The organism is Rhizobium sp. NLR22b, assembly GCF_019685295.1.
Classification (GTDB): domain Bacteria; phylum Pseudomonadota; class Alphaproteobacteria; order Rhizobiales; family Rhizobiaceae; genus Rhizobium.
On record NZ_JABDWM010000009.1, the window covers coordinates 118,307 to 135,019 of the forward strand.

General features: G+C 61.2%; 19 protein-coding genes and 1 pseudogene. 10 read left to right on the forward strand and 10 right to left on the reverse strand.

Annotated elements, in window-relative coordinates; genetic code table 11:
* Window positions 1–19: 19 nt before the first annotated feature.
* Window positions 20–412: a RidA family protein gene (locus HJC00_RS16435; RefSeq protein WP_210631431.1), complete on the forward strand. Its 393-nt coding sequence runs from the start codon at window positions 20–22 to the stop codon at window positions 410–412.
* 58 nt (window positions 413–470) lie between these two features.
* On the opposite strand, the gene HJC00_RS16440 is transcribed toward HJC00_RS16435, so the two are convergent.
* The 3 genes from HJC00_RS16440 to HJC00_RS16450 form a co-directional block, all read right to left on the reverse strand.
* Window positions 471–701 (reverse strand): hypothetical protein, encoded by a 231-nt coding sequence (locus tag HJC00_RS16440; RefSeq protein ID WP_221146575.1) that lies wholly within the window; start codon window positions 699–701, stop codon window positions 471–473.
* Window positions 701–871, reverse strand: a complete 171-nt coding sequence (locus HJC00_RS16445; protein ID WP_164517744.1) for a hypothetical protein — start codon at window positions 869–871, stop codon at window positions 701–703. The genes HJC00_RS16440 and HJC00_RS16445 overlap by 1 nt, the downstream gene beginning before the upstream one ends.
* A gap of 119 nt (window positions 872–990) precedes the next feature.
* A complete protein-coding gene (locus tag HJC00_RS16450) occupies window positions 991–1,248 on the reverse strand; it encodes a DUF982 domain-containing protein (RefSeq protein ID WP_011425300.1) in 258 nt (85 codons plus the stop codon).
* A 414-nt stretch (window positions 1,249–1,662) separates the two neighbouring features.
* Here HJC00_RS16450 and HJC00_RS16455 point away from each other — a divergent pair, with 414 nt between their 5' ends.
* Window positions 1,663–2,490 carry a nickel-binding protein gene (locus tag HJC00_RS16455; protein WP_210631433.1) on the forward strand — a complete coding sequence of 276 codons (828 nt, stop codon included), beginning with the start codon at window positions 1,663–1,665 and terminating at the stop codon, window positions 2,488–2,490.
* A 78-nt stretch (window positions 2,491–2,568) separates the two neighbouring features.
* Here the strand turns inward: HJC00_RS16455 and HJC00_RS16460 are convergent, their stop codons facing one another.
* On the reverse strand, window positions 2,569–2,850 hold the full coding sequence (locus HJC00_RS16460; RefSeq protein ID WP_210631434.1) for a DUF982 domain-containing protein: 282 nt from the start codon (window positions 2,848–2,850) through the stop codon (window positions 2,569–2,571).
* 285 nt (window positions 2,851–3,135) lie between these two features.
* Here HJC00_RS16460 and HJC00_RS16465 point away from each other — a divergent pair, with 285 nt between their 5' ends.
* The 3 genes from HJC00_RS16465 (at window position 3,136) to HJC00_RS16475 (ending at window position 6,527) form a co-directional block, all read left to right on the forward strand.
* On the forward strand, window positions 3,136–3,318 hold the full coding sequence (locus HJC00_RS16465) for a hypothetical protein (RefSeq protein WP_221160218.1): 183 nt from the start codon (window positions 3,136–3,138) through the stop codon (window positions 3,316–3,318).
* A 103-nt stretch (window positions 3,319–3,421) separates the two neighbouring features.
* On the forward strand, window positions 3,422–4,294 hold the full coding sequence (locus HJC00_RS16470; RefSeq protein ID WP_311044183.1) for an ornithine carbamoyltransferase: 873 nt from the start codon (window positions 3,422–3,424) through the stop codon (window positions 4,292–4,294).
* 442 nt (window positions 4,295–4,736) lie between these two features.
* A complete protein-coding gene (locus HJC00_RS16475; protein ID WP_221122863.1) occupies window positions 4,737–6,527 on the forward strand; it encodes an ABC transporter ATP-binding protein in 1,791 nt (596 codons plus the stop codon).
* Window positions 6,528–6,695: 168 nt separating this feature from the next.
* Here the strand turns inward: HJC00_RS16475 and HJC00_RS16480 are convergent, their stop codons facing one another.
* Window positions 6,696–8,102: an adenylate/guanylate cyclase domain-containing protein gene (locus tag HJC00_RS16480; protein WP_221122862.1), complete on the reverse strand. Its 1,407-nt coding sequence runs from the start codon at window positions 8,100–8,102 to the stop codon at window positions 6,696–6,698.
* Window positions 8,103–8,242: 140 nt separating this feature from the next.
* Complete coding sequence (locus HJC00_RS16485; protein ID WP_221122861.1) at window positions 8,243–8,701, reverse strand: cupin domain-containing protein; 459 nt, start codon at window positions 8,699–8,701, stop codon at window positions 8,243–8,245.
* 131 nt (window positions 8,702–8,832) lie between these two features.
* On the opposite strand from HJC00_RS16485, the gene HJC00_RS16490 reads away from it, so the two are divergent.
* Entirely contained in the window at window positions 8,833–10,383 is a 1,551-nt protein-coding gene (locus HJC00_RS16490) for a winged helix-turn-helix domain-containing protein (RefSeq protein WP_221122860.1), read from the forward strand.
* Window positions 10,384–10,500: 117 nt separating this feature from the next.
* Window positions 10,501–11,232 carry a hypothetical protein gene (locus HJC00_RS16495; protein WP_210631439.1) on the forward strand — a complete coding sequence of 244 codons (732 nt, stop codon included), beginning with the start codon at window positions 10,501–10,503 and terminating at the stop codon, window positions 11,230–11,232.
* 20 nt (window positions 11,233–11,252) lie between these two features.
* Here HJC00_RS16495 and HJC00_RS16500 read toward each other — a convergent pair whose 3' ends face one another.
* Both HJC00_RS16500 and HJC00_RS16505 read right to left on the reverse strand, forming a co-directional pair.
* On the reverse strand, window positions 11,253–12,746 hold the full coding sequence (locus HJC00_RS16500) for an FAD-dependent monooxygenase (protein WP_221164366.1): 1,494 nt from the start codon (window positions 12,744–12,746) through the stop codon (window positions 11,253–11,255).
* Window positions 12,747–13,092: 346 nt separating this feature from the next.
* Window positions 13,093–13,263, reverse strand: a complete 171-nt coding sequence (locus HJC00_RS16505; RefSeq protein WP_221122857.1) for a hypothetical protein — start codon at window positions 13,261–13,263, stop codon at window positions 13,093–13,095.
* A 194-nt stretch (window positions 13,264–13,457) separates the two neighbouring features.
* On the opposite strand from HJC00_RS16505, the gene HJC00_RS16510 reads away from it, so the two are divergent.
* Window positions 13,458–13,931 carry a nucleoside deaminase gene (locus HJC00_RS16510; RefSeq protein ID WP_221146573.1) on the forward strand — a complete coding sequence of 158 codons (474 nt, stop codon included), beginning with the start codon at window positions 13,458–13,460 and terminating at the stop codon, window positions 13,929–13,931.
* A gap of 292 nt (window positions 13,932–14,223) precedes the next feature.
* A complete protein-coding gene (locus HJC00_RS16515; RefSeq protein WP_221155018.1) occupies window positions 14,224–14,832 on the forward strand; it encodes a L,D-transpeptidase in 609 nt (202 codons plus the stop codon).
* A gap of 188 nt (window positions 14,833–15,020) precedes the next feature.
* Here the strand turns inward: HJC00_RS16515 and HJC00_RS16520 are convergent, their stop codons facing one another.
* Both HJC00_RS16520 and HJC00_RS16525 read right to left on the reverse strand, forming a co-directional pair.
* The gene (locus tag HJC00_RS16520; protein ID WP_221164367.1) at window positions 15,021–15,407 is read right to left on the reverse strand and encodes a hypothetical protein; all 387 of its coding nucleotides are present in this window, start codon (window positions 15,405–15,407) and stop codon (window positions 15,021–15,023) included.
* 547 nt (window positions 15,408–15,954) lie between these two features.
* Window positions 15,955–16,350 (reverse strand): hypothetical protein, encoded by a 396-nt coding sequence (locus tag HJC00_RS16525; protein WP_221122854.1) that lies wholly within the window; start codon window positions 16,348–16,350, stop codon window positions 15,955–15,957.
* 141 nt (window positions 16,351–16,491) lie between these two features.
* Between HJC00_RS16525 and HJC00_RS16530 the strand changes: the two are divergent.
* Window positions 16,492–16,641 (forward strand): annotated as a pseudogene (locus tag HJC00_RS16530) (CopG family transcriptional regulator); the annotation flags it as partial.
* Between the last annotated feature and the right edge of the window lie 72 nt (window positions 16,642–16,713).

A 16,713-nucleotide genomic window follows, 5' to 3' on the forward strand; every position in this document is an offset into this window, starting at 1 on the left:
GTTCAGGCAGGGATTTCCGATGAAGAAGGTTTTTAACCCGATCTCCGTCCGCCGCCCATTCGGGCATTACAATCACGGGCTGCTGGTGCCGCCGGGCGCCTCCCTGCTCGTGACCTCGGGCCAGCTCGGCATCGGCCCCGACGAGGCGGTACCGGAGGATATCGGCGCACAGGCGGAACTCTGCTTTGAAGCCATCAAGGCAATTCTCGCCGAGGCCGAGATGAGTTTTGCCGACGTTATCCGCATCTCCGCCTTCGTGACGAAGCGAGAGGATTTCCCAGCCTACATGGCCGTGCGGGATCGTTACACGCTCGATCCGAAGCCGGCCTCAACACTGATCATCGTCGGCGGCTTCACCCGCCCGGAATTCCTCGTGGAAGTCGAAGTCACGGCCGCCAAGGTGTTTTGCTGAAGCGAGCCGAACGCCTGCGTCCCCGTCAGTCGCTGCTTCAGTTGCCTGCGCCCGATTGCTAAAGCGCGTCGCGCTCGTAACGCGGCGTCCAGCCGCGCGCCATGCCGCGGCTCATCACCCGTTCGGCCAGCGCCAGTTGCCGGCGCAGATGCTTGCAGTCATCGAGCAGCGAGCGGATCGCCGCCTTGGCATCATCGTCATGCCAGGCGAGCACAGCTTCCACTTCCCAAGCATCATCGGATTCCAACTGATCAAGCCTGGCCTGACGGGATTTCAAGCTCGGCTGCATCAGTTTAGCGCCAGCGGCAATTGGACCGGACGCGGCAAGGGCGGCAGCGGTCGGCTGAGTTCCACCTTTTTCTGCCAAGCGGCGCGGCGCTGCTGGTCCCGCTCGCGGGCCGCCCGGGAGGCTTCGACGAGGGCAAGGGCGTTGGCGATCACCTGTTCGGTATGTGTCATGACCATCTCCAATGTTCATGTTCTGTTCTAATTTAGACCTTCGCTCGAAGAAGTCAAGCGCGACGACGAGCTTGTCATGAAAACGGAAGGAGAAACGGGAGCTAGGATGCTGCCGCTGGTCAGTCGGCGGCTTCTATGACGGCGATGCCCGCCTCCTGCGCCGCCCTGATGAAGACGGCGCGCACATGATCCGGCGGGAGATCGCCGGTAATCGCATCCAGGCAGGCTTTGACCGCTTCGAAATATTCTTCGCCGTCATCCACCGGCCAGTCACGGAGCAGCGTGCGCGCGGCATCCCACACAGAGTTGATAACGGCATAATGCCCAAGCCCCATTGAGGCCAAGCCGACCGGTCGAAAATTTGCCGTCTGTCTCACTTTGCTACAGCTTTTCCTAATTTCGGCGAGCTAACCGATAATATGCAATTAGCATGCCGTTGGCAGCGGCCTTCGATCCTTGGCACCATGACCGTGACAGACATATCTCTCACGGCGGGATCCGGCAGGCGACGCTTGAAACAGGAAATGTCTGAAGCTTCTCGAGGGGGTTCCGGAAATCTGGCTATCAGCATTAAACGACCGATTATGGTAAATATCAGACAGAACCCACCACGCCTACTCATTAAAACCGCCGACATCCATGCATATTCTACTGAATGTGCAGCAACACGTTGCCTTTCCGGAAGCAACGCCTTGCAACGATCTGCCATTGCTTGTCCCGAAGGTGGACGGGAATGCTTCCTGATCGTACAATGCCACTACCTGCACGCGGCGGATCTGGGAGAACACGCGATGCCTATCTTCATGGACCGGCACTACCTCAAAGGAACCTCGGCCGCCGAGGTTGCCCAGGCGCATCGCATGGATATCGACATTCAGGATCAATACGGCGTCAAGTTTCTGACGTATTGGTTCGACGAGCGGCGCGGGACGGCCTTCTGTCTGGTGGATGCGCCCGATGTCGAAACCGTCCACTGCGTACATCGCGAGGCGCACGGTTTCGTCGCCAATGAGGTCGTCGAGGTGGCTCTGTCGGCCGTCGAGGCCTTTCTCGGTCGCATTAATGACCCCGATCCGGCGCCCGGCCAATCCGCGCCGCAGATGGATCCTGGCCACCGGGCGATCCTCTTTACCGATATTGTCGGCTCGACCGAGATGACGGCGCGCCTCGGCGACCGCATGGGGACAGAGTTGGTCAGGGCTCATGACGCGATCGTGCGCCGGTGCCTCGGCAAAAATTCCGGCCGCGAGGTGAAGCACACCGGCGACGGCATCATGGCGGCCTTCGCGGCGACGACCGCGGCCGTCGACTGCGCCATGGCGATCCAGCAGGAATTCCAGCATTACAACGGCAGCAAGGCCGAGCCGATCCATGTTCGCATCGGGCTCGATTGCGGTGAGCCGGTCGAGGACAGCAACGATCTCTTCGGCTCCACGGTGCAGCTCGCAGCCCGCCTCTGCGCGGCCGCAGCCAGCGACCAGATCCTCGTGTCCGAGAATGTATTCCGGGAATATGGCGCTGGCGACCTCTTTGCCCACGCGACGCGCCGGCGCATCAAGGGATTTTCGAAGCCCATGCTGGTCTTCCGCTGCGATTGGGCGGCTGCCGGCCCTGGCTGACCGGAGATTCGCGACCGGACGCGCCGCTTATGACGTAGCGGCACGCCGGCTCAGATCGTTACGAACAGACTTGGCTCTTCAAGCATTGCCGACGTTTCGATCGCCCATCCCCTCGAATTTGGGACCGCTGTCGAGCATGCCCGACATCTTCAGAAAACGGCGAAAATTCTCGCGCGCAGCGCTGAGCGGAAAATGCCCCTTGGCGGTATCCCTGCACGCCTTCAGCAGCGTGTCATATGCCAGACCTCGCTTGTCCTGCGGCCACTCATCCAGAAGTTCGAAGATTTCGTCGAGACACGTGATCTCGGCGACGAAATGCTGACGATGAAGAAAAACCGGCTCGAACCGAGCTTCCGACATAGTAACCTCCCATTTATATTACTTTTTTATGCGATAATACTACTGAAAATCGTCGATTTGTTCAAGACAAAATCGGGAATCATTCGCTTGCCAACACTGCGGACTTACTTCCATAATCGCAGAATAGTCCGAGAAAATTACCCCTGAATTTCCCATGGAGCGAAGAGCGGTCCCTTCATCATCGAAGCCATTTCCTATCAGATGAGCGTGATTGCCCTCTCCGGTTCTCGCATCTGTTTGTGCCGGCATGATAGATTGCCGAGACCAACCTCAGGAGAAGCTCAGATGACCCGATTCCTCACCTTGTTCGCGACCAGCGCGATGATCGGCGCGTCCACGCTCGCGGCTTCCTGTACCTCGCCCGCGAGGCTGGATCGGGAGGATTATCAATATCAGCTGGATACTTCGAGGAATCCGGCCTGTGCGGGCGGTTTCAGACCCGGCAATGCTCGCTCGTGCAGCTACTGAAAAGTCCGCTTATGGCAATGGGAGGTTTGGCGCATCAGGAGCCGCGATAACCGTTGCAGAGCGGTCGATCGGCTGCATAGCCAAGAGAAACATTGGAAACACCGTGGATCCTACGCTGAACAGAGATTTCCTTGAACTCCACTCACTGCCGCTGGACACTGTCGCTGCGATTATCGACCGAGCCGGCCAGCTTGCGAAGCATTGGGCGGGCCGCACCATGCCGCAATCCCTGCATGGCAAACGGGTGAGCCTTATCGTCGATGACACGGGATGGCGCAATACGGCCGCCTTTGACCTCGGTGTGAAGGCCATGGGCGGCGTCTGCGTGCAACCGCAAATCAGCTTCAACGCCCGCGAGACCACCGCCGACCTTGCGGACTATCTCGACAATTGGTTTGACCTTCTCGTCGTCAGGACGAAGGAACTTGCTACCCTGCAAGAGCTCGCGGCGGTCATGGATGCGCCTGTCATCAATGCCCGGACAAGACTAAATCATCCGTGTGAGACGCTCGGCGATCTCGCCTACATCAAGAGCGTCAGGGGATCGCTGCAAGGCCTGAAGGTTGTCGGGATCGCGCCAGATGCCAACATTCTTCGTTCCTGGGTCGAGGCAGCGAAATCCATGCCCATCCGCGTCGTCCAAGTCTATCCGGAGCGCTGGCACGTAGCCGATCCCCATCTCCTGAATCCGAATTTCGAAATCAGCCGAGATATCAGTCATGCCCTCGATGCGGACGTCGTCATCACGGACTCGTGGCCGAAAGACGCGGCGGAAAGCGAGCTGACGGAATATCAGGTGACGGCAACGCTCCTCGACAAAGGACGGCGTGACACGATCTTCTTGCCCTGCCCGCCCGTCGCAAGGGGACAGGAAGTAACGGCCGACGCGATGTTGCACCCTGCCTGCCAAAGCCGTCCCGCAAAAGCATTCCTGCTTCACGCCCAGAATGCGCTGATGGAGTGGGTTTTGTCTTGACCGTTGGTCCCAGCCACTGGCAGGCCGTGGCTACGAAACAAAGACTAACAATCATCCGACAGCCCAAACAGACCTGCGCAAAGGCCTCGGCGGCGCCACGAGTTTTCGCAGCCCATAAATTGTGTCGTTTTCGCATCACTTTCCGTACGGTTGTAGATTCCCTCTTGGCAACGGCGAATTGCTTCGCTACAAAACGCTACCGCTTCAGATCGAACAAAAGGGAGGCGTTGAATGACATCAGCAATCATCGAAGCCTTCCCGTGTGGTATGTCCCGACGATAGGTCATATCCATTCGCGCCCCGCCTCAAGCGCGCGCGACATGCGGTTTTCTCTTCCCTCAGCCCGATTGATCTGACGGCATTACTTCGTCTTCCGCGCGGGCTGTGCCTTTCAACTCTCGATTTTGAGGACCGGTTTCCGATACGGGCCGGGCTTGTAAAAATGACTCGCAAGAAGCTCGATTTCCGCGCCGATGCCTATCGTCACGTGCTCGGCTTTGTTCTTCATCATTGGAGCCACCGTGCTGTTTTGGTGGGCGTTATCATCGTGTTGGTTGCCGCCAGCACGCTGGCCGAGGTCATGGTGCCGGTATTTTCCGGCCGCATCGTCGACGCCATTGCCGGCGGCAACGCGGCCGACGGCGCACTCAGCGCCTTTGCCGTCGTCGTCGTTCTCGGCTTTATCAGCGTGGCACTGCGCTGGTTCATCTTCAATGGCATCATCCGGCTGACGTTGCGCATCATGGCGGATGTGGTCAATAACGGTTTCCACAAGGTGCAGCGGTTCTCGACCGACTGGCACGCCAACAGCTTCGCCGGTTCGACGGTGCGCAAGATCACCCGCGGCATGTGGGCGCTCGACTCGCTCAATGATCTGCTGCTTGTGGCGCTGCTGCCGTCCATCGTCATGCTGGTGGGCGCCAGTATCGTGCTCGGCAGCTACTGGCCGGTCATGGGTCTGATCGTGGCTCTCGGATCGCTGGTCTATATCGGCGTCACCGTGGCGCTTTCCATGGGCTTCGTATCGCCGGCGGCAAGGCTCGCCAACGCCTGGGACACCAGGCTCGGCGGCGCGCTGGCGGATGCGATCAGCTGCAATTCGGTGGTCAAGGCCTTCGGTGCCGAATCCCGCGAAGAAGCCCGCCTGCGCCATGTGCTGGCGAAATGGGACAGCCGCACGCGGCGGACATGGAAGCGCGGCACCTTGAGCGGCACCATCCAGGGCTTCATGATGGTATCCATGCAGGCCGGCATTCTGGGGACGGGCCTGATCATGTGGCGGCAGGGGCTGGCGAGCCCCGGCGACGTCACCTTCGTGCTGGCGATGTTCTTCGTTCTGCAGGGCTATCTGCGCAATGTCGGCCAGGACATCCGGAACCTCCAGCGCGCTGTCAACGACATGGAGGAACTGGTGCTGCTCGACAGGATGCCGCTCGGCATCGAGGACAAGCCGCACGCCAAGCCGATTGCGATCGGCGCGGGCGAGATCGTATTCGATTACGTCACCTTCCAGTATGGCGCGCATCCCGACCCGCTCTACGAGGACTTCTCGGTCACCATTCGGCCGGGCGAGCGTGTGGGGCTGGTGGGGCATTCGGGCTCGGGCAAAACCACCTTCGTCAAGCTCATCCAGCGCCTCTATGACGTGAACTCGGGCGCCATCCGGATCGACGGGCAGGATATCGCCGAGGTCACACAATCGAGCCTGCGCGGCCAGATCGCGATCGTGCAGCAGGAGCCGATCCTGTTCCACCGCACGCTGGCGGAAAATATCGCCTATTCCAGGCCGAACGCCTCGCGCCGCGAAATTGAGCAGGCGGCGAAACAGGCCAATGCCCACGGCTTCATCGTGGACCTGCCGAAGGGCTATGAGACGATGGTGGGCGAACGCGGGGTCAAGCTGTCGGGCGGCGAGCGGCAGCGTGTCGCCATCGCCCGCGCCTTCCTGGCCGATGCCCCGATCCTGATCCTCGACGAGGCGACGTCGAGCCTCGACAGCGAAAGCGAAGTGCAGATCCAGCAAGCCATGGAACGCCTGATGGACGGCCGCACGACGCTTGTGATCGCGCATCGGCTCTCCACGGTGCGGGCGCTGGACCGGCTGCTGGTGTTCGACAAGGGCAGAATCGTCGAGGAAGGTGATCACCAGGCGCTGATCCGGCTTAATGGTGGCATCTATCGCCGGCTGTTCGAGCGGCAGGCGCTGGAACTGACCAAGGGGCTGGTGGCGTAAACTGCCTTCTCCTTCGTCATGTGCCTCAGTTGTCGGCTTGGCGCCGATGGCTGCCCCTCTCCCCGTTCCAACGGGGAGAGGGAACGTGCCAAACGCGGCGTCGAGGTCGTGAGATGCCGATGCAGAAGGCTCGATGCTCCGCAGTGAAGCCTGGTCGGTGGATGAGGCTCACGACAGGGCGAAGATCCTGACCTCCCTGCCGATGCCCTGAAGCTCCGCCATTCGTGAGGCCGATGTGACGCCGCTGTCGCGCAGGATCTCCGAGACATTGGCATCTTCGACGATCGCCTCGGTCGTCATGATCACATTCGGGTCGGCAAGGCCCTGGACGCGGGAGGCGATATTAACCGTCTGACCGAAATAGTCCTGCCTGTCGTTGAGGTTGACGGCGAGGCATGGCCCCTCATGGATGCCGATCTTCAGCAGGAGGTCTTCGCTGCCGTGTTCGGCATTCAGCCGCCGCATCGCCTCGCGCATCCTCAGCGCCGCCGCCACCGCCCGGTCCGGGCTCGGAAAGGTCGCCATCACGGCATCACCGATCGTCTTGACAACCGCTCCGGCCTCGGTGGCGACGATCTCGTGAAGAACCCTGAAGTGCGCCCGCACCAGATCGAAAGCGGCAAGATCGCCGACGCGCTCATAGAGAGCGGTCGAGCCCCTGAGATCGGTGAACAGGAACGTCAGGCTGGTGATCTTCAGGCGCTGGTCGACATCGAGCGTATCGGTCCGGTAGATGTCACGAAAACTCTGGTTCGTCAGCAGGCGCTTGGCCGTCAGAAACTCCCGCCTGCGGCCCAGGAGGTCGTGCAGGTCATCGCCGGCAATACAGACATTCGGGACCACCCGGCGATCGGTGTGATTTTCGAGCGTGAGCCGCAGCGAGCCGGGACGCAGCGTCACGGTTTCGTTCAGCGCATGCCCGCGACTGATGACCATCGAGAGGTTCTGGCGCTCGTCGGTCGGCTCCCCCTGCACATCGACGAACTGCGCCGAATGGGTCACCGCATCGAAGATGATCACGAATTGCGCCGGCAGCTGAAGCGACACGAAGGCCTTCTCGCCCGGGGCCAGCTCGATCAGTTCCAGCAGGATGCGGTCGAACCTGGCTTCCAGATCCTCCGGCAGGTCGACGCCGGAGCTGAAGAAAATCTGGCGGTAATATTCGAGCGGCGGCAGCCGGTCGGGTTCGTGCGCGGCAATCCGGCGCACCCGCGGACTGACCGTGAAGGTGACCTCGACCATCTCGTCAAGGGTCGGCTCGTATCCGGCGGCGCAAAGGGCGCAATGATAGCTGTCCTGGTTGACCCCTTTGAGGGTTGCGCCGCTGTCGAGGACGCCGCCGCAGCCCGGGCATAGCACATTCCAGGTCATCTCGAATGCGCCGATGCGGGCCGCATGCAGAAAGGCGGCGATGGTCTTCTCTTCGTCAAGATGGTGCTTGGCGGCGAAAGCGAGCGCATTGACGCGGTTGAGATCCCGATCGGCGCCGTGCTTGACGACATTTTCGATGCACTCGACCGTCTGCGGGTCAGCCGCCTGTCGCAGGCTGGCAAAAAGCACGTCCACTTCGCTCATCGGACAAGTCTCTGTACTGACAATACGGCTGATGACGTCAGGCCGGGCATGATAACACGGGACGTTCCCAATAGAAATCAACGGGGCCCGGGATCCCGCGCAGGACCAACCGCGGGCGCCCGGGAACCCCCGATCACATCCTATTTCTGCAGCGTCGAGATCTGCGTCGTGTCGTACCGCTCCCTCAGTTCAGCGATGGCGCCCGCATCCGGAGGGCTGCTTTGTTCGACAAGTTTTGCGAGCTCCTCGAAATAGTGTTCGTGTCCGGGCGGCGAGACCGTCATGATCATCCTTGCCGCCTTGCCGCTGGCATTGCCGATATTGTGGGGAACGCCTGGCGGGATGAAGACATAGGTGCCGGGTTTCGCCGTGATCCTCCGGCCGCCGACCTCCCATTCGCATTCGCCTTCAAGAACAAAGAAGGTTTCCTCCTGGACGCGGTGAACATGAAGCCCGGTGAAGAAACCCGGCGGCAACGTCCAGTCGAACATAGAAGTATGCCTGGTGTCTTCCCCCGCCACAAGGAACCTCAACGGCTTGCCGGCTAGGCTCAGTTCCTTGCCCTCACCCGGCATTCGAACAACGGCTTTCGCACTCATTTCACTCTCCTCCACTTTCCGAAAACATGCGGCCTTTTCAGCCGCTTCAACGATGCCGCCTTCCCGCCTCGAAGTCGCAAAGGTCTTGCGAAATTGTTGCAAAATTTCTGCGAATGATATTTCCTCGACACATGGCTGCGATGCACAAGTTCGGCTCGTTTTGCCTCGACGCGGATGCCGAAATCCTGTTTTGCCGAGCAGAGCCGCTGGGGTTGGGGCGACGCGCCGTGGCGCTCTTGCGGGTGCTTCTGGAACGGGCGGGAACGCCCGTCGGCAAGGAGGCGCTGATCGAAGCCGCATGGCCCGGTCTCGCCATCGAGGACAGCAATCTTACCGTTCAGATGGCGGCCATACGCCGGGCTCTTTCTACGGGCGGAGGGCCGGACTGGATCGAAACCCTGCCGCGGCGGGGCTACCGCTATATCGGGCCGGCGGTCACCAGCGAAAGTTTGCCCGCCATCGCGGCCCAGCCGACACTGCCCGTGTCTGCCCTTCCATCCAGACCGTCCGTTGCCGTGCTTCGCTTCTCGAATTCGAATGGCGACGAGGAAGACGAATATTTCGCGGACGGTGTCATTGAGGACATAGCGGCGGGGCTCTCCCGGGTGAACTGGCTGTTCGTGGTCGCGCCGAAATCGAGCTTCACCTACGACCCCCAAGCTCTCGGCGTGAAACAGATCGGCCAGGAGCTCGGCGCGCGTTATCTTCTGCAAGGCAGCGTGCGCAGGTCCGGCGGTCGTGTGCGGCTATCGGCGCAGATGATCGAGGCCGAAACGGGAAACCTGCTGTGGACGGAACGCTTCGACCGCCCGCTCGCCGACATTTTCGATCTGCAGGACGAAATCGCCCTCAACGTCGTCAGCGCCATCGAGCCGCGCCTGCGCCGGGCGGAACTGGAGCGCGTCAAGCGCAAGCGGCCCGAAAACCTCGACGCCTACGACCTCGTTTTGCAGGCCCAGCCCGACGTCTATTGCGGCATGCCGACCGAGGCAGCAGGGGCATTGGCGCTGTTGGAGCGGGCGCTTGCACTCGAACCCCGCTATGCGCTGGCCCATGCCTTCGCGGCCATGTGCCATCACTGCCTCTTCCTGCGCGCCGGCTTGCTTGAAGACCATCGTCTGGCATCGGTCCGGCATGCGCGGGCGGCCATTCTCTACGGCCAGGACGATGCGCTTGCCCTGACATTTGCAGGTTTTTCCATCGGCATGGACGAACATGATCGTGACGCCGCCTTCGCCGCGGCCGAGGCGGCGCTCGCCGTCAGCCCATCTTCGGCGATCACCTATATCGTCGGCGGCGTGATGTTCGGCTGGGCTGGAAAGGCTGATCGCGCCATCGAATGGGGCGAGCGGGCTCTGCGTCTCAGCCCTTTCGATCCCTGGGCGTGGTCGGCTTTCCATGCGCTGGTGCTCGGTCACTTCCAACTGGGACAATATGAAGAGGCCGTCACAGCTGCCTACAGGGCGGTTCAACACAATCCGCGCCACAGCATTTCGCACATGCTCCTGACGGCCTCGCTTGCAAAACTCGGACGTCTCAGCGACGCCAGAAGTGCGGCGGCTCGCGTTCTGGAACTGCAGCCTGCTTTTCGCTACGGCATGCAATTTTCCGGCGTCGACTGCGACCCGGCCTTGGCGGCGTCTCTCGGCGCTGCGCTTGATATCGCGGGGCTGCCGGGATAGCGGGAGCTTCGCTTAAAATAACTGAGAGAATAACGCAGAAAAAGCGAGCTTCACCGCCCCCACTTCCGCTACGATCACGCGTTTCGGCCTCTCGGGCCTGGTCGCAAAGGAGAAACGATGGATCGTCTCGTCGGCGCGGATGAAGGGGCTCGCTCGGCAGATCCGGCTGACGAGGCCGGGCGTGCGGAGGGTCTTGCGCGGGACGTTACCGCGATCAAAATCGGCGACTGCCTGCTCGGTTACAAGGCCGTGCAGCGCCGCATGCGAGGCGGCCGCTGGAACCATTTCCGCGGAAGGATGCGCGAGATCGAAAAATTGATCCGCCATCGTCATGGCGACATCGTACCCGAGGCGGATGACGCCTTCATTTATGTCGAGGTGATCGCCGGTCTCGCCTTTGTCGAGTTCGGGGAAGACTTTGTCGAGGTGGTTCTCGGCTGGGCGGCGCGATGGCTGCCCTGGGCTGAGAAAGCCGCGATCGAGGTGATCATCTATGAGCGCACGAAACTGCGCTTTTCTCCCCTGACCGCCGACGCGCTCGGTCACGCCCTGCATCAGAGCTTTGCCGAACGCAGCGCGCTCGACATTCGCACCATCGGCGCCTTCGACGTGCCGAAGGCGAAAAGAGCGAGGCTGCAAAAGGAAAAGCGGCGCCAGCGCGACCGAAACCGAAAGGAAGAGCGGCGGCGGGCCGCCGGCGCCGTGTCGAGGGCCGATTATCTCGACAATTCGCTCAGCGCAGCTCGCCCCTGGGAGGCCTTCGGCATCAGCCGCCGCACCTGGGAGCGCCGCGGCAAACCGATGCCGGAGCCAATGCCGGACGTCGCGCCGATTTCGCTGGCTGCCTAGCTCAGCGGCTTTTTAGTCTGTCAGCGGGGCGGCCCGAACCAGGTGTTCATCGCGGCGTCGAGGCCATCCTGAGACCCCTCGCCCACCCAGGCCACATAACCGTCCGGCCGGATCAGCACCGCGGTCGGGGCTGCGACCGCCCCCACCGCCGGCAACTCCCATGGCCCGTCATAGCGCGCATCGACCAAAGGCACGCGGCCTGACCATGGCCCGCTGTCGAGGCTGCCGCGCGGTCCGAGGTTCAACAACACCGGCCTCGCGTTTTTCAACAGGGTAAAGAGACGCAATGGGCCGTCCGGCGTGACCAGGTCGAGGTCGGGCATGCGGCGGCCGAGCAGCGGATGCCCCTCGCCGAGGTCGTAGCGGATGCCGAGCCCGGACATTTCGGCGGCGATCTTCTTGCGCGCCTCCTCCAGGCCAAGCAGTTCCAGCACGACCTCTCTGAGAGCCTCGGTGCGATCATCGGTCCGCTGCAATGCGACCTGCGCCATCGTCGTGCGCAGCACGCGGGCGGCAACCGGATGACGCTCGGCGTGATAGGTGTCGAGCAAGGCCTCAGGCGATACGCCCTTCACCACCGGGGCGAGCTTCCAGCCGAGGTTCACGGCATCCTGCACACCGGTATTGAGCCCCTGCCCGCCGACCGGCGAATGCACATGGGCGGCATCACCTGCCAGCAGCACCCTGCCCCTGCGGTAGACCTCCGCCTGGCGCGACATGTCGGTGAACCTGGAAATCCACCTCAGGCCGTGGATGCCATAATCGGTTCCGCAGGCGGCGATGAGCGCTTGCCTGAGATCGTCAAGCGTCGGCTCGCCTGCGCCGCCGGCCGTCTGTTCCGTCACCATGATGTTGATCGGACCTTCGCCGGCAAACACCACCTTGCCATCGCGGATTTGATATTCCTCGCGGCCGAAGGCATGCATGCCGAGCGCCGTGCGGTGGACACCGAGCGGCGGCTCCTCCTCCATCTCAGCCTCGGCGAGAATATTGCTGGTCGTCGCATCCCATCCCGGAAAGGCAATGCCGGCCAGCTTGCGAACCAGGCTGCGGCCGCCATCGCAGCCGACGAGATAGCCCGCTCGCAGCGACGACCCATCGGAGAGGTCGAGGGTGACGCCGGCCTCATCCTCCCGGAAAGTGGCCAGTTCGCGGCCGCGATAGATCGTCACCGGCAACTCGCCGACCCAGTCGGCCAGAATGCGCTCGATATGCTTCTGCCGCAGCGCCAGCCCGTAATTGTGCCGCGTCGGGAAATCACTGATATCGAGCCGGCTAACCGCAAATCCTGTGACCTGGGCGATCTGCCCTTCCTTGAGGAACCGGTCGACGATGCCACGCTGGTCGAGGACCTCGAGCGTGCGCGAACTCAGACCGCCGGCCCGCGAACCGACGATCTCCTGATTCTCGCGCCGTTCGACGACGGCGACGTCGACGCCCGCGAGGGCCAGTTCACCCGCCAGCATCAGCCCCGTCGGCCCTCCTCCCGATATCACGACCGCATGTTCTTTCATCCGCGAACTCCTCTGTTCACATTGTCCGAGCGCAAAATCCGCCATAGCGGGCCGACCCGCCGCGTTGACCCTCCCCGATTTCGGGATGCCTGTTCGGGTGCCGATTTCCCCCTGTCGCAGGTTGTTCCCCCTATAAATATAAGCTCTCTAATGGTGGGAAGGACTTGCGGCAGAATTTCTGCCTTGCCTTCCGAAGCCCTGTTGGTTGCCGCTTGCGCGGCGTTTCGCGGTGGAGCGCAGGCGTTGCAACACGACCGGACCGGGTGGGGCGCCGGATCCGGCAGAGCGCCCCTCTTTCACCATTCGTTCCGGAGGGCGATCAATCAAAAAGCTGTTGTGGGGCCTCTCACTGCGGAGCTGTCGCCTTCTGCGGAATGGTCTCAGTCGCTGGTTGCTCGGACGGATCGGCGGGATGGCCGTAGAGCGTATAAACGGCGCCCGCCAGGATGCCGAGGACAAGAAGCGCGAGCACATAGGACATCATTCCGCGGATGGCCGTTTTCGGTGTTCTGTCCATCAGGGGACCTCCAAGATAACTCAGGGGTGAAAGTCGATGCGGGCGCTTTTGGTTCCGAGAATGAAAGCCGGGGGACCGCCCGTCAGCGTCTGCGCGGAAGGCAATGCAGATCACCAATCTCGATTTGATTTGCAGCCCTTGGAAATTCTTCCAATCCGAGGGAAGATCATTCCGCTCTAGCTGTGGGGGGTGTCATGGAAAATCACGAGCCGTTTCTGCGCGAGGCAATTGCGCTCTCGAAATCCGCGATGGCAAACGGCGACGAACCGTTTGGCTCGGTCCTGGTCAAGGATGGCGAAATCATCTTGCGCGCCGAAAACAGCGTCTTCACCGGCCACGATATGACAAACCACGCCGAGATGAACCTGGTCAAACTGGCGGCGCAGCACTACGACCCCGCTTTTCTCGCCGACTGCACGGTCTACACCAGCACTGAGCCCTGCGCGATGTGCTCCGGGGCGATTTACTGGTCGGGCATCGGACGCATGGTGTTTGCGTGCTCCGAAACGCGGCTTGGCGAGATTGCCGGGATCGGGTTGAACGTGCCCAGCCGGGCGGTGTTGCAGACCGGCGCGCGTGCCGTCACGGTGGTCGGCCCGACGAACCTCGAAGGGGAAGCCGCCGAAGTCCACCAGGAATTCTGGCCGAAGCATCTGGGCAAGGTTTAGGCTCAGGACGCATTGATCAGAGCCATAGGATGACGGCGACTGCGATGCAGATGGCCGAAGAGAAGGTGTGGGCGCATCTAACGCAGCGGTGAGCGATGCGCAGCCAGTCCTTGAGCCTCACGAATGCTCTCAGCAAAGATATCACCCGTCGCAGCCTCCTTTTGAGGGTGTTCGTGGGCGAGATGCGTGAACTCGGCGGAGAACGAGCGACCGGCAAATCGAGACCCGCGCCGCCATAGTGCCGCCATAGAATTCAACCCAATCATGATCGGACACCAAGCGGATACGAAGAATGAGATTGCTGGTTCTCCTTGCTGCAGCCCTGTTTCTGATAGCGGTGCAGGCCCAAGCCCAAGTTTACGCGCCGTATGATGGATACGATGAATACGACGGCTACGGTTATGATGACCCTTACAGCCCCTATCCCCCTCCCTATTACGAGCCGGATCCTGGTTATCAGGAACCCTTTCCAGAACGTCGGCAGCCATCGACGCGCGTTGGAAGAGGAACCATCGTCATTGCCACGCGTGAGCACACCCTTATCTACACGACGTCAGCGGGTGAGCAGTTTGCCTACCCCATCGCCGTCGGCCGCGAAGGCAAACAATGGTACGGGACAACGCGGGTCGTGTCGAAACGACTGCATCCCGAATGGCGGCCAACCGCCAGCATGCGCCAGAAGAACCCAAGACTCCCGGCAGTCGTAGAACCCGGACCCGCAAATCCGCTTGGAACCCGGGCGATCTACCTTGCCGACGGACTGCTCCGCATCCACGGTACCAACGACCCCTCCTCCATCGGCACCAACGCATCAAGCGGATGCTTCCGGATGTATCGCGAGGATGTCGAGGAGCTTTACGATATGGTCCAGCCGGGAACCCGCGTGATCGTTCAGCGGTGATCGCGTCGCGGCCCTGGGCGCTCCTCGCCAGACGAGAGCGAACATTTCACAGCTAGGCGTTCGGACTGTGGCGGCCGCCAAAGTTTGATGAAGACTATCAGCCTAGATGAGCTAGATGGGCGTGCAATCTCATCTGAAGCTCATGCTGACGACACTTGGGAGGGACATAGCGACTGCCACCATCTCGGTCATTTATCGTGCTGCAACGGCGATGTGACTTGGATTTGCGACGCCCGCTGCATCTTTGCCTCATGGCGATTCCAGAGCGCCAGAAACAAGGTCGTCACGATGAAGAAGGCGAGCGCTGCCAGATGGATTTTGCCGATGCGGCGCGCGAAATAGGATCTGGCCTTGGCTTCGACAGCCTGGGTCACGGCCCTATTCCGCCTGTCGCCTTCGAGGAGATGCCGGACTATGCGTCCATCTGACCGAGCCTGCGCGCGGGACCGATCATCGTCCTTTGGTTCTGCATTCAACCCGTGACGCACGCCGCTAAAGATCAGGATCGCCGGCAACACCCAGAGCATCAGGAAGGACAGGCCAAAAAGGCGTTCGCTGAGGGTGGTCGCATCCATCGCAATCTCCGCTACTGAGCAACGATCGCCCTGCCATCAAAGAGGAACTGACGCATGATTTCAATCTCGGGGCGCAACCGTCACTTCGGGGATGATGTTCAGCCGCTCACCTCGCTGATGGCAGTTGCTACTCACTTGGGCATATTTCCCGTCCATGCATGAAGCGCCCGAAAATCACCCCGGTCGCCCTCCGCACCACCCTACGGACAGGCAGCGCCGTCTTGTCCAAGTGCTTGCCGCCGAGGGCATTCCGCAACGCGAAATCTGCCGCGCGCTAGAGATCGATCCGACAACGCTGAGGAAGCGCTATCGCCGCGAGCTGGACATCGGCGCCGCGAAGCTCGAATGCACCCTCACTTTCCACCTCCTCCGTATCGCCGGAGGTAGAGGCGCCGTAGCGTTGAAGCCGGTCCGGTTCGCGTTGCAGGTTTCGGTTGGTTGGAATTCGCGCCACGGCCGCCTTGCTGAAGCTGAAGCCAAACCAAGTCCTTGCGCCAGCCGTTGTATTCGACCGGTGGCCTACCGGCCTCGCTGTCTCTGGAAGCACTTAAGAGGCACGCAGCTTCTTTTGTGCGTTCAGCGCCGATACAAAGTGGAAAACAGACACCGGCACGGCAGCGAATGCAAACTGCCGCAACGTCGAAAGAAAGCTGGACTGCAGCTCGGCTTGCATAAAGTCGCCGAACATCGATATAAATGCTGCAAAAACCAAGCCTTGGAGGATAGCGTATTCAGCTATTCGGGCAACGGATCGGTCCCGCAGGTTCTCGGGCGGAAAGAAACCAGCCAGTCCCTTCATCGCAAGCAAAAAGAGCGGAAACAGCAAGCCAAGCTTGAACAGTGTGGTCGGCGAAGTGGTCTCATCAGTGAGGTACAAGCCTAGGGGGATGACAAACGCGGGCACGAGAAAGATAAGGTAGTCCTTGAGCACCTGATTTTTCACGGTGAGCCTCCATACCTCGTCAATCAAAGATTGTAGTTTTCAGGAGGTTGATGTCAACGAGCTCTGTGCTCGATTCGCAGATTGTGCAGCGCCGGCCCCATGCCCGTGCGCAACACCATCTCGATCGCTCGCGACGAATATACCGAAGAGGCCCTACGGAATGTCTTTCGCGAGTTGGTGCTGACGCGCGCGGACGCTATCAGGTATATCGTCCGGGAGTGGATGGAAAAGAACACCTATCTGCCGGTGCGCGTGTTGGACGAAGATGGCGACGTTGATGGGAGTGCTTAAGCCGCGCGATTTCCTACGAAGTGCAGCGCTCGACGGAATTGAGGATTCGCTGAACAAGATGCGAATGAGCGC

Excerpts from the sequence above, each read along its gene's own strand:
- HJC00_RS16510 (WP_221146573.1), top strand. The coding sequence starts at position 13,458 with ATGGAAAATCACGAGCCGTTTCTGCGCGAGGCAATTGCGCTCTCGAAA.
- HJC00_RS16515 (WP_221155018.1), top strand. The coding sequence starts at position 14,224 with ATGAGATTGCTGGTTCTCCTTGCTGCAGCCCTGTTTCTGATAGCGGTG.
- HJC00_RS16440 (WP_221146575.1), bottom strand. The coding sequence starts at position 701 with ATGCAGCCGAGCTTGAAATCCCGTCAGGCCAGGCTTGATCAGTTGGAA.
- HJC00_RS16485 (WP_221122861.1), bottom strand. The coding sequence starts at position 8,701 with ATGAGTGCGAAAGCCGTTGTTCGAATGCCGGGTGAGGGCAAGGAACTG.
- HJC00_RS16465 (WP_221160218.1), top strand. The coding sequence starts at position 3,136 with ATGACCCGATTCCTCACCTTGTTCGCGACCAGCGCGATGATCGGCGCG.
- HJC00_RS16445 (WP_164517744.1), bottom strand. The coding sequence starts at position 871 with ATGACACATACCGAACAGGTGATCGCCAACGCCCTTGCCCTCGTCGAA.
- HJC00_RS16455 (WP_210631433.1), top strand. The coding sequence starts at position 1,663 with ATGCCTATCTTCATGGACCGGCACTACCTCAAAGGAACCTCGGCCGCC.
- HJC00_RS16460 (WP_210631434.1), bottom strand. The coding sequence starts at position 2,850 with ATGTCGGAAGCTCGGTTCGAGCCGGTTTTTCTTCATCGTCAGCATTTC.
- HJC00_RS16505 (WP_221122857.1), bottom strand. The coding sequence starts at position 13,263 with ATGGACAGAACACCGAAAACGGCCATCCGCGGAATGATGTCCTATGTG.
- HJC00_RS16495 (WP_210631439.1), top strand. The coding sequence starts at position 10,501 with ATGGATCGTCTCGTCGGCGCGGATGAAGGGGCTCGCTCGGCAGATCCG.
- HJC00_RS16520 (WP_221164367.1), bottom strand. The coding sequence starts at position 15,407 with ATGGATGCGACCACCCTCAGCGAACGCCTTTTTGGCCTGTCCTTCCTG.
- HJC00_RS16435 (WP_210631431.1), top strand. The coding sequence starts at position 20 with ATGAAGAAGGTTTTTAACCCGATCTCCGTCCGCCGCCCATTCGGGCAT.
- HJC00_RS16500 (WP_221164366.1), bottom strand. The coding sequence starts at position 12,746 with ATGAAAGAACATGCGGTCGTGATATCGGGAGGAGGGCCGACGGGGCTG.
- HJC00_RS16475 (WP_221122863.1), top strand. The coding sequence starts at position 4,737 with ATGACTCGCAAGAAGCTCGATTTCCGCGCCGATGCCTATCGTCACGTG.
- HJC00_RS16490 (WP_221122860.1), top strand. The coding sequence starts at position 8,833 with ATGGCTGCGATGCACAAGTTCGGCTCGTTTTGCCTCGACGCGGATGCC.
- HJC00_RS16480 (WP_221122862.1), bottom strand. The coding sequence starts at position 8,102 with ATGAGCGAAGTGGACGTGCTTTTTGCCAGCCTGCGACAGGCGGCTGAC.